Below are 23,560 nucleotides of genomic sequence, written 5' to 3' on the forward strand. Positions count from 1 at the left end.
TGGGCATGCTAAGGGAGTTAAAGCATCGCCTAACACAATGGCGCCAATATCTAAATTGGCGCTCATTGTATCGATTTGGCCTGTGGCTGCTTTTAGTCGCTACAGGCATGCTTTTGTCGGTTATCATACTGCTGAGCTCAGTCGATGTATGGATGAGCTTCAGTGCGCAAAACCGTATCTATAAAGATGTAGAAGCCGCCCCCTCTCGCGATATCGCCCTAGTATTAGGCACCAGCAAATATATTGGTCGAACCCTCAACCCTTACTACACCTATCGCATCAATGCTGCCATCGAGTTATACAAACAAGGCAAGGTGAAAGGCTTTCTGCTAAGCGGTGACAACGCCCATCGAAGCTACAATGAGCCTTGGACCATGAAACGAGACCTGCTTAAAGCGGGCGTTCCTGAACAGCTGATTTTCTTGGACTACGCAGGGTTTAGAACCCTAGACTCTATCGTTCGTGCCAAACAGATCTTTAATCTGAATGACTTTGCGGTAGTGACCCAAACCTTCCACTGCGACCGCGCTCTGTTTATCGCGAAATATTACGATGCAGATGCCATCTGTGTGGGAGTGCCCTCGCCTATGCCTACCTCATGGTTTAACGTAAGGGTGCGTGAGGTCTTTGCTCGTATAAAGGCACTGCTGGATCTTTATATCATCAACACTCAACCCAAGTTTATGGGCCCGCAGGTTCCGATTCTGGAACTGCTACCCTACCAATATGAACCTCTGATGCCGCAATATGTATTTCCTGAAAAGGTCAGTCAGGCGAGCGCGACTAATTAACGCTTCTTAATACGTCCAACACATCATCCACATCCTGCAGTGTGTTGTAGTGCATAAAGCCGAGCCTTAAGATCCCGCCGCGCTCGGATAAACCAATTCGCTTGATCAGCTCCTCGGCATACATATGTCCGGCCCAACTATTTACGCCCTGCTCTGCCAATAGTTTTGCGAGTCGTGGCGCATCTACTTCACGGTGGGAAAGTGCAAAAGTTGGAGTGCGTTCGGTTTCTCGTCCATACAGGATGAACTTAGGTAACCCTTTCAAGCCAGCTATAAAACGCTCACTTAGCGCCTGTTCGTGCTGCGAGATTAATTGAAAGCTTTTAGATAGCGACTGCCTCGAAAATGCCTCTTCTGAAAGGGTTCCAAGATAATGAATCGCAGCATTGAGACCGCTAAGAGCCGGAAAATTCACCGTCCCGGTTTCAAAACAGTTAGGTCTAGCACTTGGTGCGACTGAAACCTTGATTGGACTTATCTCTAGACTTGGCTTTACATAAGCTATGCCCACATGGGGGGCAAAGAACTTGTAACCTGAGGCAAGTAGGATATCCACATCCAACGCCTGCACATCTATCAAGCAATGGGGCGCTAAATGGACGGCATCAACAAATACCATGGCGCCATGTTTGTGTGCCTTTTCAATTATGGGTCCAAGCTCGGTGATAGAACCGGTAATGTTAGATGCGCCAGTCACCGCAACAATAGAGGTATTGTCATCAATGAGCGACAATAGCGCCTCAATATCTAACTCTCCCAAAACATCACAAGGGGCTACCCGTAACTCACAACCAGAGTCTTTTGAAACCTGTTGCCAGCATGAAACATTGGCGTGATGATCGAGTTCAGTGACTAGGATATTGTGATTGCGGCTAATCTTCTGTCCCAACATACGGCTAAAGTGAAACGCCAAACTGGTCATATTAGGCCCAAAGCTGATGCAGTTGGGGGATTCTGCGTTCATGAATGTCGCTACTGATTGCCGGGTATTCCCAGTCAACTCCACCAACTCTCGACTTGCCTCAAACTCCCCGCCAAGATTGGCATTCAATGATTGCATCTGCCTAGTCACCGCATCTATGGCAGATTGACAGAACTGAGCGCCACCTGGGCCATCGGCCAGAACGATCCCCTGATATCGGACGCTCACCACTGAAGGAAACTGACTCGCTAGTTTGTGGGCATCCATCATTTGTGCGCCGTTAGCACAAACACATCCATGTGCCCCTCTTGCTCTGAATCGACACGATAGATAGGTTGGGCGTTGTGCCAAAGGTCATGATCATCAAGAAGCGTAATCTCACCATCATTAAGTACCTTCCTAAAGAAAGGTGCCTGATGGCTATCTTCATACAGCATCACCTCACCGCCGACTATGTTGTGTCGATGAATCCCAACTAGGGCGATGGCATCGAAGCCGTCTTGATGCACACCTTCCGGAGCAACTGGGGTTTCATCATAGATAGCGTCTATGCGCATTTGGTGAATTTCAATGGGATGGCCATCTTCAAGCTCGTTGGCTTCAGAGAAGATCTGGCACATCTCAAGAAGGCCTTTACTGTTTAGAGTGTTCAGTTCGAGGGGTTCAAAACGGCGTACGACGTCGCCTTGAAAATGATTAATATCAGAGGTTTGAACAAAAGTGTGTTGGTCTTCTTCGACAACTTTATCGCCGTTGAGTGTGACGACTGAATAACGCCTTAGTCGGTAATCACCATCGGCATGCTTGGTGTGAGGGAGTGCATCGAAGCTTGGGGTAAGCTCTTCTACACAGGCTTGACTTAAGTGAGCGATCTGCAACAAATTTTCATGTCCATGTAACATAGGTCACCTCCTGATGAGTTCTGTCTACTTACCACCGCATATAAACTTGTATCTTTACTAAAATGTTTATTATTTATACTCCCAAATCAAGTTTTAGCAGTTAAATTTCTCGACTTTATGAAATAAACAGAACAACAGACCAAATTGCGAACGCTTATCATTATAACAATCCAGTTTTGCAACGAGAGACCTTGAAAATTTGGAATTAATCACCATGTATTAAGATAAATCGCTGTTTTTTAAAGAACTATTAGCAAGTATTAAACCTGCTTTAATTACTTAGCCGAATTACATACAATCGAGTTATAACAAGGCGTTAGATACAGATTAAACGCCTTCTTTTTCGCAACAACAATGATAAAAATCTATGACTACTGTTAAGCACTGCAAACTACTTATCCTTGGCTCAGGCCCTGCTGGCTATACCGCAGCCATCTACGCCGCGCGCGCTAATCTAAACCCAGTGATCGTAACTGGTATGCAACAAGGTGGTCAGCTCACTACCACCACTGAAGTGGAAAACTGGCCAGGTGATGCAAACGAGCTAACAGGTCCTCTGCTGATGGAGCGCATGCAGGCTCACGCAGAGAAATTCGATACTGAGATCATCTTCGACCACATCAACAAGGTAGACCTTTCGTCACGCCCATTTAAGCTTTATGGCGACAGCAGCGAATTCACCTGTGATGCACTTATTATCGCGACCGGCGCATCAGCGAAATACCTTGGCCTAGAGTCAGAAGAGGCATTCAAGGGTCGCGGCGTTTCGGCTTGTGCTACCTGTGATGGTTTCTTCTATCGTAACCAAGAAGTCGCTGTTGTTGGTGGCGGTAATACAGCCGTTGAAGAAGCCTTATATCTTTCAAACATCGCTTCTAAAGTACATTTGATCCACCGCCGCGATACTTTCCGCGCTGAAAAGATCTTAATCAAACGCCTAATGGATAAGGTTGAGAGTGGGAATATCGTTCTGCATACCGACCGCACTCTTGCTGAAGTCGTGGGTGACGATATGGGCGTAACGGGCGTTAAGATCCAAGACACCAAGAGCGATGCAGTGGAGACTGTGAATGTAATGGGCGCATTTATCGCGATCGGCCACCAGCCAAACACGGGCATCTTTAAAGACCAACTGGATATGAACCACGACTATATCGTGGTGAACTCGGGTCTAAACGGTAACGCAACCCAAACCAGCATCCCTGGTGTATTCGCAGCCGGTGACGTGATGGACAATCAATACCGTCAAGCAATCACCTCAGCAGGTAGTGGCTGTATGGCAGCCCTAGATGCAGAGCGTTTCCTAGACGAACAAGAAAACTAACTTCTCATTCTATTTCGCCCAGTTTGCTATAAACTGGGCGCTTTTCGTTATTCCCAAGAAAATTCAGGTTTCATGGATAAGAAGACCCAGCGAGATTTAAGCCAGTGGCTTAAGTCTCAAAGCAAACTGGCTAAACGCTGGTTAACTATCTCCGTTCTTGCCGGCGTTGCCTCGGCTATCGCTCTGATCATACAGGCTGGGCTTATTGCTCATACCCTGCATAGTCTGATCATTGAGCACAGAGACAAATACGAGCTGATCCCCTACTTCATTGGCCTAGGTGTGACTGTTGTTATCCGCAGTGCTTTAGCCTGGGTAAGAGAAATCACTGGCTATCGCAGCGGTGAAGAAATCCGTAAATATATCCGTGGTCTTATCCTAGATAAAATGCGCCGTTTGGGGCCTGCCCATATTAAGGGTAAATCTGCAGGGGCATGGGGCACTATGCTCATCGAGCAGGTGGAAGAGATGCAAGATTTCTTCGCTAAATACCTACCGCAGATGGCACTCTCTGCCATAGTCCCTCTGATAATTTTGGTGGTGGTATTCCCACAAAACTGGGTTGCCGGCATGATATTCCTGCTCACTGCACCCTTGATCCCATTCTTTATGGCATTGGTGGGTAAGAAAGCCGCAGAAGCGAACCGCAAGAACTTCAAAGCGCTCCAGCGTCTGTCGGGTCATTTTTATGACCGATTGCAGGCAATGACCACCATCAGGCTGTTTAACCGCGCCAAAGCGGAAAAAGAGCACATGCACGTAGCCTCGGAGGTATTTCGAGAGCGCACCATGGGCGTGCTACGTATCGCTTTCCTATCTTCTGCGGTACTTGAATTCTTTACTTCGATTTCCATCGCGCTAACCGCGGTCTATTTCGGCTTTACCTTTATTGGCGAGCTGAATTTCGGTCACTACGGTACGACCGTTACCCTGTTTACCGGTCTGTTTATCTTGATCCTTGCGCCTGAGTTCTATCAACCTCTTAGAGACCTTGGCACCTTCTATCACGCCAAGCAACAAGCGATAGGTGCAGCAGAAAGCATCGTTGATTTTCTAAATACGCCAGAGAGCGAGCAAAAGGATTCGAGCAATACCGCGCTTCCAGAAACGGATTCGCTTTCTATACAAGCAACCGAGCTTATCGTTAGCACTCCGGATGGCACTAAGTTAGTTGGCCCTGTGAGCTTCAATCTAGATACAAGCAAGAAGACTGCTCTGGTTGGCCCAAGTGGCGCAGGTAAAACCTCACTGGTCAATGCTCTGCTCGGTTTCTTGCCTTATCAAGGCAGTATCAAGGTAAATGGTGTTGAACTTAGCGAACTGAACCTAGAGCAGTATCGCGATGCTATCAGTTGGGTTGGTCAAAACCCGCTTCTAGTACACGGCACTATTGAAGAGAACCTCAACCTTTCTGAAAAGCCATTTAGCAAAGAGCAGATCTCATCTGCGATTATCGATGCCCATGCCGATGAGTTTGTCGACCATCTGGGTCTAGATTACGCCATCTCAGATCGCTCAGGAGGCCTATCTGTGGGTCAGGCGCAGCGTATCGCCCTAGCCCGCGCCATCTTGCAACAAGGCAAGTTCTGGATCTTAGATGAGCCAACCGCAAGCCTAGATGCTCAAAGTGAGAAACTGATTAATCAGAGTCTGGATAAAGTTCTTGAGGCGCAAACCACGCTTATGGTCACTCACCAACTCAATAACCTACAGAAGATGGATCAGATCCTAGTTCTAGAACGTGGTCAGATAACTCAGCAAGGTCATTTCGATGAACTCAAAGAGCAAGGCACATTCCAGACCATGCTTAAGCACCAAAACACAGAAGGAGGTGACCTAGATGCGTGATTTGCTTCCTTATCTGAAACTATATAAAAAGCACTGGTTCGGTCTATCTCTGGGCATGCTACTGGGCTTTTTGACCCTATTTGCCTCTATCGGCCTTCTGACCCTGTCTGGCTGGTTCCTATCCGCCGCTGCAGTTGCTGGCCTAACGATCGCTCGTGAAACCTTTAACTATATGCTACCGGGTGGCGGTGTACGTGGCCTTGCTATGGGGCGTACAGCAGGTCGCTGGGGTGAGCGCGTGGTGTCGCACAACGCTACCTTTAAGCTGCTTACTGATCTGCGTGTATTCTTCTTTGAAAAGTTAACGCCTCTAATACCCGGTCGTGTCGCTAACGTACGTGATGCCGACCTGCTAAACCGCTTAGTTGCCGATGTATCCGCGATGGATCATGTCTATCTGCGACTGGTAAGCCCGGTGATCTTGAGCCTGATGGGTATCACCTGTCTTGGCGCTTTCCTAGCCTGGTTTGACCCAAGCGTAGGTATTACCCTTGCTGGTATCTTGCTGGTATTGGTTCTTAGCTGGCCAGTCATCTTTTATAAGCTAGGTAAGCGCAATGGTGAGCGTCTTACTGAGCATCGTGCCGACCTTCGTATTCGTGCATTGGATTGGATTTCAGGTCATAGCGAGCTTCTTATCTTCGGCGCAGAAAAACGCTATCGCGATAAGATCCTGAACGCTCAATATGAGCTGATGAAGAACCAAGCCTTCAATGCGCATATTACAGGCCTTGCCAACAGCCTACTTCTGCTAGCAAACGGCTTTACCTTGCTACTTATCTTCTGGATCTCAGCTGACGGTATCGGCGGTGCTGAGCCGAGTCCAATAATCGCCTTGGTGGTATTTGCCACCCTAGCGAGCGTTGAATTGCTAATGCCAATCGCAGGTGCCTTCCAATACCTTGGTCAAACACTCTCTTCTGCGCGCCGTCTTAACGAGATCATCAGCGCTGAACCTGAGGTTCAGTTCCCTGAAAACAGCGAGCACTTAGAGACCTCTACTGCGCCAGCCATTGAATTTAACAAGGTCAGCTTTGCCTATGACAAAGCTGACGTCCTTAAGGAGCTTTCGCTAACTATCAAGGGTGGTAATAAGGTCGCTATTCTAGGTAAAACAGGTAGTGGTAAATCGACACTACTGCAGCTCCTTAACCGCTTTTGGGATGTTCAAGGTGGCGAGGTTCGCATTGGTGACCGTGCTATATCAAGCTTTGATGAGGCTCAGCTTCGTCAACTTATCTCGGTAGTAAGCCAACGTGTGGATATCCTCAATGGCAGTCTGCGCGACAACCTTCTGATTGCAGATGAAAACGCGCAAGATGATAGTTTAAGAGCCGTGCTTATCGACGTGGGTCTAGCGCACCTTCTAGATAACAAGGGGCTAGAACAGTGGCTTGGTGAGGGTGGTCGTCAGCTATCCGGTGGCGAGCGTCGCCGTATTGGCATCGCGCGTGGTCTACTGCACAACGCCCCTATCCTGCTTCTTGATGAGCCAACCGAAGGCTTGGATAAGAATACCGAAGCGCAAATTATCGAGCTTCTTGAATCTCACTACCAAAACAAGACGGTTCTGTTTGTAACGCACCGCCTAGTGGGACTGGATAAGATGGACCACATAGTTGTCCTCGAACAAGGCGAGATAGTAGAGCAAGGTGATCATCAAACTTTGCTTAAACAGCAGCAGCGCTATTTTGAGCTGCATCAGTCACTAGCATAAACACTAAGGCCAGATATCAATCTGGCCTTTTTATTACCCGCTATACTTCTATCCAAGTTTTCTAAAGGAGTTCCAACCATGAGGGTTCTTTTTCTCAGTATCTTGGTGTTATTAAGCAGTTCGGTATTCGCAGACAGTAGTGATGGCATTATTGCGGTAAAGAGTGCCCATGACGTGAATACTACGGTAGATAATCTCGAAAAAGCACTGGAGTCCAAAGGGATGAAGGTATTTGCGGTCATCGACCATTCTGCAGGAGCAAAAAGCGTTGGAATCGATTTAAAGCCCACGGAGTTAGTCGTGTTTGGTAACCCCAAGGTCGGCTCTCCCTTAATGGTATGTGAGCAATCCGTAGCAATAGATCTGCCACAAAAAGCATTAATCTACGAGGATGAAAGCGGCGAGGTATGGCTTAGCTACAACGACCCTATGTATCTAAAGCAGCGCCATCAAATCGAAGGCTGTGATGAGGTGCTAAACAAGGTATCCAAAGCACTGGCCAACTTTGCCAAAGTTGCAACCCAATAACCCCTGGGGGCAAGCTATTGCGCGCTCCTTTTGTTTTGGGTTAGTACATGATCTCGAACGCCTTACTAGTCTCTATAAACCTAGTAAGGTGTTTTTCAGAAACAAAAAATTATTTCATCGATCTTCGAAACTAATCCCTAGCACGTAAATGGACAGAACCTCCTTAACCGAAAAGTGCATTTCTATCTGGCTGACTATTAGATAGACAACAAAACACGAAACGCCCCGTTTATTCACAGTTTTACGACCTCAAATCTACGATACCCATGTTTTGTCCTAAGCTTTATAAGCCAAACGACATCCATCAGCTTACATGGGTAGAAATGAATAAGTACAGACACCTCATTACCTTCCTCATTATTTGTTTACTAGCCTTACAAAGCGCTCTCGCCTCACCAATTAAACCAAGCACTCAAGAAAAAATGTGGTTAGATGACGGCGGTCAAATCAGTATGAGTGTGTCAAGATCGGGCCTACCACCTTTCACTTATGTGCAAAACAATCAGCCAACCGGATACCTGATTGACTACATCAACTTGATGGGAAAAAAAGCTGGGGTACCAGTCAGTTGGACCATAGTAAATAATCGAGCCGAAGAGCGCGCAAGAATCCAAAGTGGCTTAGACAACATGATCACCTCTTCTATAAAGGAAGAATACAGAGATGATTTTTACTTTGGAGACATAATAGTACCTAGAGTCATCCACGCGTTTACCCGCAAAGACGCCAACATCACGATTAATCGCCTCCAAGATATATTCCCGCTTAGGGTGGCGACTCAGAAAAACTTTACCGTTACAAAGCTTTTAAAAGAGAAATACCCTCAGCTAACACTCGTAGAGTCTGACAGTGTAGAAGAATCTATCGCCCAGATATCTGCAGGAAAAGCGGATGTCCTGTTCACCGATTACGCCATCGTCAACTATATCCTTCGAACCGCATTGATCAACAATATAGAATCGCAATCTAGCATCGATGAAATTAGCAACCTATTTAAGCCCATACATGTCCTGTATAGCAGGAGTGAACCGGTTCACATGATGACGTTGCTAGAGAAAGCAAGAGCCAATATAAGCCCCAAAGAACTGCAAGTCTTACAAGATAAATGGCTTTTGAGACAACCGCAGCAAGCACGCCTTAACCTTACTCAACAAGAGCAAGAGTGGATAGAACGCACTCCTGTTATTCGTACCAACAACCTCAGTGACTCCTCCCCCTTTGATTTCAATGAAAACGGGAAACCTTCTGGCTATTCAGTGGAATACCTCAAGCTATTAGGTCAAAAAGCGGGACTGACTTTTGAGTTCGTACAAGGAAATACCTGGAGTGAGTTCAAACAGTTCGCAGAAGACAGACACATAGACATGCTCCATCTAGCGAGCAAGACGGATGATAGGGAGCGGTATCTCAGCTATACCTACTCCTACTATACGGGCTCTCCTAACTTGCTCTATGGCAGAAAATCCCAAGCCATTATCAGTAACTTCGAGCAATTAGCAAACAAGCGGGTCGCGGTATTGCGGGATGGCGTCGAGCAAAGGCATCTGAGCCAGAACTACCCCTCCATTAATTTATTTAGCGTCGACACTAATCTAGGTGGTTTGAACTCGGTGCTCAAAGGCGAAGCCGATTACTTCCTCTGTTACCCGAGCATTTGTGATACCTATATCGCACAAAAGTTTTTAACCAACCTGGAGTCACGGGGACATCTAGGCATAGAAGAGCTAGAAAAACCAAAGAAGGCGCACTTTGCGGTAAGGAATGATTGGCCGGAGTTGGTTTCTATATTAAATAAGGCGATATTGGCGGTAACCACAGAAGAGAAGAAGCAACTCAGAGAAAAGTGGTTCAATCGATCTTACAGCCAGAAATCACTCATTGAATCTCTGACCGATGCGGAAAAACTATGGCTCGACAGCAATCGCAGGCTGGTCTTCTCACAGCCGAAGAAATATTCTCCCTACTCGTATGTGGATTCAGATGGCGTATTTGGAGGACTGGCATCAGATCTTATTAAAGAGTTCAACAGCCAGTATAAGGTCGACAGCTATTATGTGGACTATCCAAATTGGAGTGAAACCTATCAGGCATTGCTAGACGGAAAGATCGACTACATACCTACTATTAACATCAACGAAAAGCGCAAGCAGGAAGTGCTGCTAACGACTCCCATACTGACCTACAACCTCACTATATTTTCCCATGATGATGGCCCGTATTTTAACAACCTTGATGAACTAGCGGGTTATCGCGTTGGTATTAGTAAGAATTCTTCGGTCGCTAATTTGCTAAGGGCTAATTACCCTAACCTCAACTTTGTTACCTATAAAAATGGCGTGGATGTCTATCGAGCACTATCCGATGGCAAGATAGACGCGGCAGCCGCCAGTCCACATGTGATGTACCACACCATCAACGAGTATAACCTCGAGAATATTGTTGCCTCAGCTGAAACAGAATTCAGATTTGAATTAGCCATAGCCGTCAACAAATCTAAGCCAGAGTTACTCACTCTATTCAATAGGATGATCACGAATCTGGGTCCGGATGAAATCGACAAACTGATGGACAAATGGACCACGGTTAAAATTGTGCACCGCATAGATTGGCAGTCGATTATCTTCTGGGTTTTAGGTGTAACACTACTGCTCATCACCTTGTCGACCATCTTGATTACACTCAATAAAGCCAAGACCATTAAAATACTGGCCGAAAACGACAAACGACTGACCAATGCACAGCGAGTCGCTAAGATTGGCAGTTGGGAACTCAACGACAGAAGAGAGCTCGTTCAGATATCCCCCCAAATCCGCACCCTGCTTGGTTTGGGTTCAGAGTTTTCTCTTACTCAGGAAGACTACCGCAGTTTTGTCCACCCAGACGACTTGGAGGGAATCAAACAAAGCTGGAAACGCGCGCTCAAGACAGGATTGTACCAACACGAATACCGCATCAGTGTAGGCAATGAAGAAAAGTGGGTGCGTGAAGTTGCAGAGCTTACCTTTGAATCTAACGGTAAGCTCAACCACGCGTCAGGCATCGTTCAGGACATTACCGAAAGAAAAATAGCCGAACTGAAAGTCATTCAAAATGAGAACGAACTTCGCTCATTGACCTCTAAACTACTCAACGTTCAAGAAGAAGAGAGACGACGTGTCGCGCGCGAGTTACACGATGACTTAAGCCAACGCCTTGCTGTGCTCTCACTCTCTATCGGTACCCTAGAGCAAGATAAGGACCTCTTGCCGGCAAAAGATAAGCTCAATGCAGTAAAACAGAACATCATTACAGTGGCTAAGGATATCCACGGTATCTCTAGAAGACTCCATCCTTCTATCCTCGATGATTTAGGCTTGATTGACGCACTGAAATCAGAGATTAAAAACTATGTGGATCGGGAAATGATTGCGGTGGATTTCGAAACCACAGCCAATAAGGTAGAGCTTGGTAAAGAGGCGGAGTTGGGATTGTTTCGAATTACCCAAGAATCACTGCGCAATATTGCCAAATACTCAGAGGCGTCAAAGGTACAAGTGACCCTCAGTATCATCAATCAACACTTAATTCTGAAGGTGATGGATGACGGTATTGGCTTTGATGTCCAAGAGGCTATGCTCTCCCCTGGTCTTGGTCTGCAAAGCATTACTGAACGAGCCCGTCTCATTAAAGCTAAACTGGACATCCAATCGAGTGACCAAGGCACAATCATTACCGTCGATCTTCCTCTAGATCGCTGATCACTTTCCCCAACACACAACGCCTCAATTTGAGGCGTTGTGCTCAGCAAATATCACGTGTGAGTACAAGATTTCTGCTTATTGAAACTCAGCTAAGAGTTCAACAAGAAATGGGTAATAATTCCCCCTGCGTAACCCAGACCAATTGCCCAAGTCCACTTTAGGTGCGCCATAAAGGTGTAGTGCCCCTTAGCTGTGCCCATAAGTGCCACACCAGCGGCCGAGCCTACCGACAGCAAGCTTCCACCAACACCCGCCGTAAAGGTAATCAATAGCCACTGGAAGTGATCCATGTCTGGTTGCATGGTTAGAATCGCGAACATAACGGGGATGTTATCGATGATGGCTGATATTGCACCTGCTGTTACGTTAGCCGCAGTCGCGCCCCAATCACCATACATCACCTGTGAAATGGAGGTGAGATATCCCAAGAAACCCAGTGCGCCAACGCAGTACATCACGCCGAAGAAAAACAATAAGGTATCCCACTCTGGTATAGCCAGTTTACTAAACACATTGAACTCTGAATCCTCATGCCCCTTTTGCAACTGACGTTTTTTCAAATAAATGGTTAGGAATAGCAAAGACAAGCCGAACATCATCCCTAAGTATGGTGGCAAACCTAGCAAGTTCTCGAAGGTCACTGCTAGCGTAATCGTTGCTAGAAACAAGCCTACCACCAGAAACCCTCCGCTTTTAACCTCTACAAACTCACCTTGTTTTAGAGGCTGCCCCTTAGGCACATACCGAGAGATGATCAAAGCAGGAATAAGGTAATTAACCAAAGAAGGAACGAAGAGTTGGAAGAAATCAAAAAACGTTGCGTGTCCGGACTGCCACACCATCAAGGTGGTAATGTCTCCAAATGGAGAGAAAGCGCCACCCGCATTCGCAGCCACAACAATAACGATACAAGTCTGAGCGATAAACTTCGGACTATCACGGCCAACCGCCATGACCACAGCCCCCATAATCAAAGCTGTTGTAAGGTTATCTGCCACTGGTGACAGCACAAACGCAATACCACTGGTTACCCAAAATAGCTGCTGATAATTGAATCCACGGTTAATCAGATACCCTTTCAATGCTTCAAATATGTTCCTCTCTTCTAGCGCATTGATGTAAATCATCGCCACTAGAAGAAACAAGAACAGCTCAGCAAACTCCTCAAGATTATGAGTCACCGCAATTTGCATAGTCTCATGGCTTACTCCTAGTTGATTCCCAACAATAGCAGCCACAACCCACAGCAAACCCGCTGAAAAGATCATTGGCTTAGATTTTGGAAGGTGTAGTTTCTCTTCAAATATCACCAAAAGGTAAGAAGCAAAGAATATAACCAAAGCTAAAATAGCTAACGGACTATCTATCGCTACAAGTTGTTCAGAGTGAGATTCAAAGGCTAACGCATATTGAGGTATACACATAGCTAAGAAGCTAAATAATAGTGTTCTAAGATATTTCATAAGAATATCTCCCAAGTATTATTGCGATTATTTAATTAAGACTTACTTATATTCTGGAATTGAATAAGCACTCTTTTCTAGGTGTGCTTGATAAAGGTCATAGATAATAAATGCCGTTGGATTATCTAAGCACTTAGTTTGCTTGAATTGACGTACTTTCTCTAACTCCCAACTATCTAAAGATTGCTCAGCACGCTCAAACGTAGACAAATAGCGGAAGAAGTTATTGGCAATTAGCGGCTGATACTTCCTGACAAATGAGCCGGTCAGAAGCTTTTCAGACAATGGCAAACGGTGCATGTTACCCAAGTCGCGCCCGTAATAGCGAGAATAAATATAAAAGATAGTTGCGATTGAAAGCACCAAGGCTAGATAGTTACTTTCATTCCAAGACAGGGCAACGAGGAAAGTACAACCAAATATAGATATTAGAGAAAGAAGATTATTTAAAAAATCCAAATTCAAAATTAACTTGAGACAACGAAAATCTCTAATTATATTTTCATGCTCATTCATATTACATTACTCACGGTCATTTTCCTCTTTACAAAAAATATACACGCATAAGTAGAGTGATATAACTAGTAAATATACTGAAATTACTAACTCAAATTACTAGTCTTATTCTTAGTTGTTGTTAATAAATCTACAGACCTTATTTTCTAGAATATATATATCTAAATAAGATGCATTCACTGAAAAGTGTTAGTTCAGTGCAACAACCAGCTCTCGGAACTCTGGCTTGTTACGTAACTGTCCACTGCCCTCTTGGATTATTTGATCCACCACCTCATCATCTAGCGAAAGATCAGTCACCACCTGGTTAAACAAATGACGCTTATTCAAGTTGGCAGTGCTTTGGAAATTAACCTCTATAAAATGAGGAACAACCTCGACTTGATCTGATGATGCCTCCTCTGCCCACCTCTCCATCGACTTCTTAAACAGATCTTTGGTGGCATCGTTATATCTATGAAGTTGAATATCTGTAACCGACTGCAGTGTTTGCTCAATAGTAGGCACATCAGCGCTGAAACCAATGGAGTCATCAGGGTTGGTTGAAGCATCTACAGAAATCACGATCACATGATGTGGAGTCACTGAGGGCTGAAAGTGGGCAAACTTATGGATCTGACCAAGCTCCAACAGATCATAGATGGCCAATAGACCTAGGTTATCTGTAATACCGCCATCCACTAGATGGATATACTTGTTCTTCTCTTTATCCGAATACTCGCCTATCTCCCGCATGGTTTGCTGCGACTGATAAGAAAGGCTGGAGACATTCTCAGGAAGATGTTGTTCATACGCGTCCTGCTGGCAACCGCCCAAGTTTTCAAGCACGACAGGTTCAAACAACACAGGCACAGCCGCAGAGGCAGCGACGGCCTTTGACACAGGATAAGATTCTGCATCTGAGCAGATCAGTCCAAAGTACTCTTGAATGAACGAGAAACGAAGACCTGTCGTGATGTCCGATGCATTGATAATGATCCTTGGTCCATGCTCTGACTGCATATCACCTAAGGTCGCATCACCAAACAACTGCTCTTGATAGTATTGGCTTGCACTCTCCGTGCGCCCCCAACTCGAGAGCCAGTGCGATGGACTAAGGAAGCGTGACACCAATGCATCTTTGACATTCATGTAGAGAAAATCTTCCTTATAGTCTTGAAAGATTTGGTCTCCATAAACGCCGTAGTATGCCGATGTAAAACTGCCACCCGAGACCGAGCTAATAACATCCACCTCGTCCAGCAGGCGTTTCTTCTCGCCGTTGATCTCTATCTCAGTGCGCTTGAGCTCTTCCAATACTCCATAAGAGAGAGCCGCTGCTCGAGTACCGCCACCAGAAAATGCCAATATAACGGTAACGTCATTTTCTGGGTTCAGTGCAACTTTCGGAATAGATGTTTTATCGGAAAAATCGGTATCCTTGAAGGTATTCGCAGGCTGATTAACCGTTGCACAGCCTGATAGGAAGCCGATTAAAAACAGTAGTTTAAGTACTCGGTCAATCATCTACATCACCCTCAGGTTACATCATGCCCATAAAGTAAGGGATGATCAGTGCGTTCGCTAAATCGATAAAGAAAGCACACACTAATGGCACTACAATAAACGCTTGAGCTGAATAGCCGTATTTTTGACTCACAGCAGACATATTCGCCATTGCCGTTGGTGTAGAACCTAGCGAGATACCACCAAAACCCGCACACACAACCGCTGCATCATAGGTTTTACCCATGGCAGGGAACACAACAAAGATGTTAATTACGACAGCCAGCAGCAATTGCATCGCTAGAATAGCGAAGATAGGTCCTGCAAGATCAATGAGCGTCCAAAGTTGCATGCTCATTAACGACATTGCTAAGAAGGTGCCTAACGCGATATCTGCAATCAGATCCACCGCAGCAGTTCGTGTTGGCCATTTCGTACCAGTAATACGCGGGTAAGATTGCGGAATAAGGTTGGTAATTACGATGCCAGCAAACAAGCATGAGACAAACAGAGGCAATTGCAGGCCTGTTTGACTGATTGCTTCATTCAGAAGTACGCCCACCACAATACACACATGGATCGCGAGAACAGCATCAAGGAAATCAAAAGAAGTGAGCTTTTCTACTGCCTTCTTTCCCTCGTCTTGCTTAGAGGTATCAATTTCAGATGCCACCAAGCTATGTCTCTTAATAAGAAACTTAGCAATGGGTCCACCCATCAAGCTTGCTAAGATAAGACCGAAAGTGGCACTAGCAATACCTATCTCCATTGCACTTTCGAGTCCAAACTCATCCGCGACTTTAGGCGCCCAGGCGATAGCGGTACCGTGACCACCAATCAGTGAGATACTGCCACTGAGTAGACCAAACACTGGTTCTAGACCAAATGCAGAAGCCACAGAGATTCCCACCACATTTTGCATTAACATGAAGAAGATGGTTACGACCAGAAGGATGACAAGTGGCTTGCCCCCTTTAAGTAGATCTTTCAGGCTTGCGTTTATGCCTATAGTGGTAAAAAAGTACACCAAGAGCACGTCACGTGCGGTCAGATCAAAAGTCACTTCTACCGAGGTCAATGCATATACCAGCGCTAGCAATACTGAGACCAAGATGCCCCCTGATACTGGTTCAGGGATGCTGAACTCCTTCAAGAAGCCTATGGTTTGGTTGAGCCTTCGGCCGATAAAAAGCACCACTATGCCCATAGTCACGGCAAAAAAGGAGCTCATGTGAAGAATGTTGTTGTCGAAATCCATAACTGTCCTACCATTTATTGATTGTAAAAGTTGAAGAAGTTGTTTTTAGTTCTTTGCAAGCTCTGGGTTAACTTCCCAGTTGCCGCCAAGAGCTTTATGTAGGCCAACAACGACTTGTGATGATTGAAGGTTGGCAGCAATCTCACGGTCTTTGACTAGGTTTTGTTGACGCTGTGCATCTAACACCGTCATATAATCCACTAAGCCAGCTTTATAGAGAGACTCAGCTTTTGCCAGAGTACTATCTGCTTGCTCGCGAGTTTCATGAGTGAGCGCTTCTAACTCCTGGCTCGAACCGTAGGCATAAAGCAGTGTTTCTACTTCAGTAATGGCGGTATTTACCGACTGCTCATAGGAAAGAACAGCAGTCTTAAAGCGGCTTTCCTGCAGTTCGACTAGAGCATCTGAGCGACCACCATCAAATACAGTCCAGCTCACGCCGACACCCGCAACCCAAGCTGCGGAATCGCTGCTAAACAGGTCGCTAAAGTCACCGGCGAGCACGCCTGGGCTCCCCGTCAGGTAGAATTTCGGATATTTGTTGGCAACTGCCGCACCCACATCTGCGTTAATAGCGGCCATTTCACGCTCAGCTAGAGCGATATCAGGACGGTTTTGCAATACTTCCGATGGCATACCGATCGGCACGACACCACGGTAGTTTGGCATTGGCTGTGCCCCCTCCAGCAGAAGGTTCATCTCAGCAGAGGTCTTACCCATAAGGATTGCAAGACGCTGTTTGTGCACATTCATCGCAATATCAAGCTGAGGCACAATTGACTTGGTCATTGAAAGCGCAGCTCGAGCTTGAGCAAGATCCATCTCTGAGCCATATCCACTTTTAACAACACTTTTCACAAGCTCAAGGGTCTGCTCTTGAGACTGAATTGTCTCTTTTGCTAGTTCCTTGCGCTGCTCTGCTCCGCGATACTGCAGATAGTTGTGAATCACATCTGCGGTGATCAATGTGGTCATGCCCTGCTTCACAATTTCTGCCTGCTGGGCTCGGATTTCCGCAGACTCTGCCTGATAACCCAAGCGATTAAAGACATCCGCTTCCCAAGTGATATTTGCGCTCAATGTTGCAAACTCATATTGGTTATCAATCAGAGCATCACCTCCAGTAAGGGCGCTCACCTGAGGCCCCAATCCACCAGGAGTAACCAGTGGACCCGCGAGCGGGTCGTTCTCACTGATTTGATAGCTAGTAGCCCCAGCTTGGAGACTAACCGTTGGAACCTTGAATGACTCGATAGCTCTTTGATAAGCCTGTGCCGCCTTGATACGTTCAGCCGCTATTTTCAAAGCGATATTTTGCGTTTGCGCCTCATTAACCAGTTGGTTTAGCTTCTGATCTTCAAACGCTAACCACCACTGTGACTGCTTGATCTGTTGTGTGGCATCAACACCTTCTACTTGGCTGTATAGGAACTCATTACCTACCTCACTTTGAGGAGCTTGATAATCAGGGCCCACTGCGCAACCGGCTAGAATCATCGACAAAACAATTGGCGTCAGTTTGTTAAATTTCATAATTCATTTCCTCGGTTGAAAGTGATACTTCAGTAACTTCTTGCTGTCCTTCTTCGTTTTGATAAAACAGCTTGTATAGTGCTGGCATTACGAACAAAGAAAGGAAGGTTGCGGCCGCGAGGCCCCCGATGATGGTCGCAGCCATCTGGTCAAACAGTAGGTCAGACATGAGAGGCACCATACCCAGCATTGTGGTTAGTGCACCCATGGAGATGGCCATGGTACGGTTCATGGTCGCCTCTTTAATGGCGTCAGATAAATTCGCGCCATTGCTTCGTTCCAACTCAATCTGGTCAATCAAGACAATGCCATTTTTGATGATCATGCCCGATAAGCAGATAAGTCCCACCAGTGCCATAAAGCCAAATGCTTTGTCTGCAATCAGCAGCATTGCCACCACACCGGTCAGTGCTAGAGGTACGGTGCCAAAGATGATTACTGGCTGCTTAAAGCCGTTAAACATAGCGACCATGATGATAACCATCACAAGCATCGCAGCTGGCAGATTAGACAAGGTATCTACGATTGCCTTGTTTTCGTCATAGTACTCACCGCCCCACTTCAGCTCATAGCCGTATGGAAGTTCGATAGACTCAATCGCTTCGCGGCTGTATTCACGCGCTAGCGCAACGGTAGTACCTTTAACGCCCGCCTGTACTGTGATGGTTGGCACTCGGTCACGACGCCAGATCATTGACTCCTCTGTATCAAAATCAAAACCATCGACAACCTGTCCCAGAGGCACAGAGTGAATACCAATCAGTGATTGGACTGGAATGGTATCTAGGTCAGCCAGGGTCACATCGATGCCACGAACTTGGATTGGGATAAGCTCATCTTTTTGCTTCATCTGACTAATAGGGAAGCCTTCAGAAGCACGCTTCAGAGCTAGCGAGATATCAGTACGGTTAATACCAGCACGACGTGCTTGCTCCTCATTTATGATCGGTTTGATAACCTTGCTCTCTTGTCTCCAATCGTCACGAATGTATTTGGCATATGGGTTTTGCTCTAAGATATCTTGCGCTTGGCGAGATAGCTGTTCTAGTACCACAGGGTCAGGGCCGCTAAAGCGCGCCTCGATGCTGTACTTATCTGATGTCGCCAGTTTTAGTGCTCTAAAGCGAGGCTCAGCCTGCGGGAATTCCTGCTTTAACCACACATCACCACGTTCAACCAATGTCGCAATTGATGCATAGTCTTCAGTGTTGATAAGGATCTGCCCGTAGGCTGGGTCAAACGGTTCTGGCTCTACGGTTACTGAGAAGCGAGGTGCACTTGCGCCGACATAGGTGGCAAAGTTATCTACCTCAGGTTGCTCCAGTAGCCAAGCTTCAATCTTGCGCATATCGGCTGATGTTTTCTCAATCTGAGCTCCGTTTGGTAGCCAGTAATCAAGAAACACGATCGCGCGGTCAGAAGTTGGCATAAACACTACTCGAACCTGTGGGATAAGGGCTATCGTCAGAGCAATCAGTGGGAGCACAGCCACTAGGCCTTTCTTTGGATTGTCTACCATCCAACTTACCGCACTGCGAAAACCTGCTGCGAACTTAGACTCTTTCTGTTCTTCACCCTGCGCTGCTGGCTTGATGAAGTACCAACACATCAGAACTGTAACCGTTACCGCCACAATCCAAGAGAACAGCAGAGATGACATCATGATCTGAGGTACTGACTCGGAGAACTCTGACGCATCCGTATTAGACAGGATTACCGGCAAAGTACCCATGGCCGCAATAACTGTAGCGGCAAGCAGTGGTAAGGCTGTTTCTTTTACCGCGTCGATCCCCGCTTTAGTGCGCTCTACACCTTTGTTTAGTTTCACGATGAATAGGTCAACAATCACGATGGCATTATCCACCAGCATGCCTAGCGCTAGGATGAAGGTACCTAGAGATACACGTTGCAGGTCAATGCCCATCACATTCATAAACACAAGGGTAATTAGGATGGTGATAAGAAGACTTGAACCCACAATCAATGCGCTCTTCATCCCCATGAAGACCCAAAGTACTGCCACAACAATTAGGACACTTTCAAGAAGGTTACTTACAAAGTTGTTGATTGATTTAGTCACTTCATCTGGCTGGAATGCGATATCTTGGATATCTACACCCAAAGGCAAGGTTTGCTCAAAGTCATCGATGGTTTGACGCAAGGTGTCGCCAAGAGATACAACGTTCACTCCATCTACTGGGCTTACGGCTAAAGTAATCGCGTTCTTACCGTTGTAGCGGCTCTGGCTAAGCACTGGCTCTTGATAATCTAGAGTAATGTCAGCAATGTCACCAAGACGGATTAGACCGGTACTTAGGTCACCAACACCCCCTTTGATTACGAAGTTGGCGATATCATTAACCGACTGGAACTCACTGTTTTGTTCAACTCGAACACGTTCGATACCGGCTTTAAATCGGCCTGCATCATAAATGGCATTTTGGCTGTTTAGTTGGCTAATAACCTGAGCGGCAGAAAGCTGATAACGAGCAAGACGCTCTTCCGGAAGGTCGATATTCACGACTTGTTGTTGCACACCGTGAAGCTCAATCTTTTTGATACCTTTCACCGCTTTAAGACGACGCTGTAGCTCTTGGGCATAGTCTTTAAGCTGAGCCATCGGGATGTCATCACTGGTTATCGCAAATAACATACCGTACACCTCAGAAAACTCGTCCTGAACTATGCTCACTTGAGCCGTAGGTGGCAGCAGTAACTTTCCATCATTCACCTTACGGCGTAACAAATCCCATTGTTGTGGCAATTCAGATGAAGTAGTTGTCTCTGCAAGGTCGACAAAGATCATCGACATACCAGGTTTAGATAAAGAGCGGAGCTCATCTAGGGTTGCCATCTCTTGAAGTTTGGTCTCTATCTTATCCGTTACCTGCTCTTCAACCTCTTTGGCTGATGCACCAGGATACAGAGTGACTACAACTGCACTTTTTACTGTAAAGGTGGGGTCTTCTAGCTTACCCAGTTTAAAATAAGAGGCGATACCGGCAATCACGCACAGCACGGTAAAAAAGGCGACAAAGGTTCTTTGTCTAATGGCGAATTCTGCAAGATTCATAATTGCCTCCTAGTTAGCTGAGTACATTTCAATAAGCTCACCTACTTCTTGGTTCGCTTTTAAAAATCCAACCCCTGAGGTGATCACCTTGTCACCGTTTACTAGGGCTCCTGATACACACACATCGTTTCCACGAAGGCGCTCAACGTGCACTGGCGTTGGGACGGCTCTGTGGTCTTGAACCAAGAACACACTATGCTTGCTGTTGTGTTTGGTTACAGACCCATAAGGCAAACAGTGCACATCAGCCTTGGTGCTAAAATCGGCTTCGACTACCACGGCTTTACCTGGTAAAGCAGGAATATTGGCTTGGTCAATTTGAAACACAACGCTGTAGGTTTGTTTGATTGGATGAGGAACAGTACCGATTTCACGAGCAAACGCAGTGAATGACTGATTGGCATCTTGCCAAGTTACATTTACTGACTGACCATACTTAAACTGCTGAATCAGGCTCTCCGGCACATCTACCACAGCCTCTAGTTGAGATAGTTTGTGTACCTGAAATACTGGGATACCCGGTAAGATTTGCTCATACTCTTCACTTTTTTGCTGGCCAACAACGCCATCAAATGGGGCCCTCAGAGTGGTGTAGCGAATCGCATCTTCTGCCTTGATGATGTTCTGCTTCACTACTTCAACTGCAGCACGAGCTCGCTCATAGCCGCTGCGAGCACGGTCAAGATTAACCTTGGCTATCGCATTTTCTGAGATAGCTTGCTTCACACGACGCAACTCTGACTCTGCTAATCGCTTAGCCGATTCTGCTTCTGATAAACGAGCTTCAAGCTCGATTAAGGCTACTTGATAATCATGGGCATCAAGTTGAGCTAACTTGTCACCCTTCTTAACTTGGTCTCCAGGCGAAACGTAAATGGCTTCAATAGTGCCTGGCACACGAAAAGAAACATGAGCCTCATATACCGACTCCAAGCGACCGGCAAAGATCTGTTGGAAATCACCTTGGTAGTCGCCTAACTCAATTACATTTACCGGACGCGGTGATTTATCTACAACCTCTGCAGGTTGTTCACTGCATCCTGCTAGTGCAGTAGCGACACTCAAGGCTATAAGGGCATTGGTAGATTGAAGTTTCATAGAATTATCCTTACTTAATGGTGGCATTACTGTTTAAGCGAACACCGGATTCATTTTTAAAAGAAAAGTTCATTTCTTTTTTCAAGTAATATAATTCTGGTTCAGGAGTGGGCATTTCGAACCTGTGATACTTACCAGTGGATAATGTAATATTTACTAGTAAAGGCTGGGAAATTTACTAGGTTTCCCTAGCAAATTTCACCAGCCTTTTATTAACACTAGTTAAAGTATAAAACCACACTAACAATTAAATTTATTAGTGTGGCTCAATAATTTTCTATATTGGATCAGTTAAGGCCAACCCTATTCCCCAACGTCGCTGAGAATGATTATAATCAATTAAAGACTCTCCATATCCGTCAGTGTATTGAATATATCCTCTTAAACGCTTCCATATTGGAAAAGTTACTCCAAGCTCTATAAATCCTTTGTGTGTGGCAAGATTATTACGCGCCGTACCAAAGACTTTGACCTTGTTAAATCTATAGGCTGCAGTTACCTCAAAATGCCCCATGTAATCCTCAATATCTGGATTATCATCATCTTCAGCATCCTCTTCCAATCTTAGCCAAGGCCTGAATCCCACTGCCCAATCATCACTTTCCCATAGTCCTACTAGATAAGCTCGGTTCCAGCTGCGAGATAAAGGTTGACTGCGTCCATTGGACTGATGCTCTACCCCCACACCCCAGCCAAAATTACTGTCAAACGGCTTCCACTCTGTTGGAGCTAGATAGAAGAATTCCGGTTGATAATTGGTCTCACGAAACGGAGCAGAGATGTTTTCCGAGTAGATCTGCCACCATGATTGGGCAGTAAAACCAAAGTAAAGAGCATCCCCCTCGACAAGAAGATCACCATAGTTTAGTGGTACCTTAATACTGAGTTGTATCTTGGCTTCTTGATCCTCAAAATTCTCTTGCCAATCTGGGTTGCTCCCATAAGCACCTGTGTTGATCGAATCAGTCTGAGTAAATGGCAGAATGTAGTTCATCTTATGTGGCGTCAGAACAAATGGATTGTCTTGGGTATCCTGCTCGTATTTGATGCGCTGCTCAGTCATGGATAAAGACGACTCATCTTTGTCGTGTTCTGAACTCTCATAAGCAAAAGATGAAAAAGAGAACGGAGCCACGATAAGGCAATATAGCAAGCTTTCCTTTATAACTTTCATTTTAACCTCAGACCTATCCATAAAAACATTATTAAATAATCCACTTATATTAGGTCTAAAGCCACTGGTAAAATTACCTGTTCAGAATTTAAAATTTACCTACTGAAAATTTGCCAATGACTGACTGGTATATCTCACTATCTGATCTAGTAAATACCCTAGTTAATTATCCATTAAAAAATATAAAT

At 45.8% G+C, this 23,560-nt stretch carries 16 protein-coding genes; 6 read left to right on the plus strand and 10 right to left on the minus strand.

Annotated features, from left to right (window positions below; genetic code table 11):
- Positions 1–5 precede the first annotated feature (5 nt).
- Entirely contained in the window at positions 6–791 is a 786-nt protein-coding gene (locus tag Pcarn_RS07325) for a SanA/YdcF family protein (protein WP_261833214.1), read from the plus strand.
- Here the strand turns inward: Pcarn_RS07325 and Pcarn_RS07330 are convergent.
- Positions 784–1,983 carry a cysteine desulfurase-like protein gene (locus Pcarn_RS07330; RefSeq protein ID WP_261833215.1) on the minus strand — a complete coding sequence of 400 codons (1,200 nt, stop codon included), beginning with the start codon at positions 1,981–1,983 and terminating at the stop codon, positions 784–786. The two genes, Pcarn_RS07325 and Pcarn_RS07330, sit on opposite strands and share 8 nt — an antisense overlap.
- Positions 1,980–2,615, minus strand: a complete 636-nt coding sequence (locus Pcarn_RS07335) for a 2OG-Fe dioxygenase family protein (RefSeq protein ID WP_261833216.1) — start codon at positions 2,613–2,615, stop codon at positions 1,980–1,982. The genes Pcarn_RS07330 and Pcarn_RS07335 overlap by 4 nt, the downstream gene beginning before the upstream one ends.
- 367 nt (positions 2,616–2,982) lie before the next feature.
- On the opposite strand from Pcarn_RS07335, the gene trxB reads away from it, so the two are divergent.
- The 5 genes from trxB (at position 2,983) to Pcarn_RS07360 (ending at position 11,769) form a co-directional block, all read left to right on the plus strand.
- Positions 2,983–3,939, plus strand: coding sequence for a thioredoxin-disulfide reductase (trxB, locus tag Pcarn_RS07340; RefSeq protein WP_261833217.1), 957 nt, complete (start codon positions 2,983–2,985; stop codon positions 3,937–3,939).
- Positions 3,940–4,011: 72 nt separating this feature from the next.
- Positions 4,012–5,787 (plus strand): heme ABC transporter permease/ATP-binding protein CydD, encoded by a 1,776-nt coding sequence (gene cydD, locus Pcarn_RS07345; RefSeq protein ID WP_261833218.1) that lies wholly within the window; start codon positions 4,012–4,014, stop codon positions 5,785–5,787.
- A complete protein-coding gene (gene cydC / locus Pcarn_RS07350; protein ID WP_261833219.1) occupies positions 5,780–7,504 on the plus strand; it encodes a heme ABC transporter ATP-binding protein/permease CydC in 1,725 nt (574 codons plus the stop codon). Before cydD ends, cydC begins: the two co-directional genes overlap by 8 nt.
- Before the next feature lie 78 nt (positions 7,505–7,582).
- On the plus strand, positions 7,583–8,032 hold the full coding sequence (locus tag Pcarn_RS07355) for a DUF302 domain-containing protein (RefSeq protein ID WP_261833220.1): 450 nt from the start codon (positions 7,583–7,585) through the stop codon (positions 8,030–8,032).
- A gap of 452 nt (positions 8,033–8,484) precedes the next feature.
- Complete coding sequence (locus Pcarn_RS07360) at positions 8,485–11,769, plus strand: transporter substrate-binding domain-containing protein (protein ID WP_261833221.1); 3,285 nt, start codon at positions 8,485–8,487, stop codon at positions 11,767–11,769.
- A 92-nt stretch (positions 11,770–11,861) separates the two neighbouring features.
- On the opposite strand, the gene nhaD is transcribed toward Pcarn_RS07360, so the two are convergent.
- From nhaD to Pcarn_RS07400, 8 genes are all read right to left on the minus strand, one after another.
- Positions 11,862–13,235, minus strand: coding sequence for a sodium:proton antiporter NhaD (gene nhaD / locus Pcarn_RS07365; protein ID WP_261833222.1), 1,374 nt, complete (start codon positions 13,233–13,235; stop codon positions 11,862–11,864).
- 42 nt (positions 13,236–13,277) lie between these two features.
- Positions 13,278–13,544 (minus strand): hypothetical protein, encoded by a 267-nt coding sequence (locus tag Pcarn_RS07370; RefSeq protein WP_261833223.1) that lies wholly within the window; start codon positions 13,542–13,544, stop codon positions 13,278–13,280.
- Between the two features lie 396 nt (positions 13,545–13,940).
- Positions 13,941–15,257, minus strand: coding sequence for a patatin-like phospholipase family protein (locus Pcarn_RS07375; RefSeq protein WP_261833224.1), 1,317 nt, complete (start codon positions 15,255–15,257; stop codon positions 13,941–13,943).
- A gap of 16 nt (positions 15,258–15,273) precedes the next feature.
- Positions 15,274–16,494 carry a sodium/glutamate symporter gene (gene gltS, locus Pcarn_RS07380; protein WP_261833225.1) on the minus strand — a complete coding sequence of 407 codons (1,221 nt, stop codon included), beginning with the start codon at positions 16,492–16,494 and terminating at the stop codon, positions 15,274–15,276.
- Between the two features lie 45 nt (positions 16,495–16,539).
- Complete coding sequence (locus tag Pcarn_RS07385) at positions 16,540–18,027, minus strand: efflux transporter outer membrane subunit (RefSeq protein ID WP_261833226.1); 1,488 nt, start codon at positions 18,025–18,027, stop codon at positions 16,540–16,542.
- A complete protein-coding gene (locus tag Pcarn_RS07390) occupies positions 18,017–21,100 on the minus strand; it encodes an efflux RND transporter permease subunit (RefSeq protein WP_261833227.1) in 3,084 nt (1,027 codons plus the stop codon). Before Pcarn_RS07390 ends, Pcarn_RS07385 begins: the two co-directional genes overlap by 11 nt.
- 9 nt (positions 21,101–21,109) lie before the next feature.
- Entirely contained in the window at positions 21,110–22,198 is a 1,089-nt protein-coding gene (locus Pcarn_RS07395; RefSeq protein ID WP_261833228.1) for an efflux RND transporter periplasmic adaptor subunit, read from the minus strand.
- Between the two features lie 277 nt (positions 22,199–22,475).
- Entirely contained in the window at positions 22,476–23,372 is an 897-nt protein-coding gene (locus Pcarn_RS07400) for a phospholipase A (RefSeq protein ID WP_261833229.1), read from the minus strand.
- Positions 23,373–23,560: the final 188 nt, after the last annotated feature.

This window comes from Vibrio ishigakensis, from assembly GCF_024347675.1.
Lineage (GTDB): Bacteria > Pseudomonadota > Gammaproteobacteria > Enterobacterales > Vibrionaceae > Vibrio > Vibrio ishigakensis.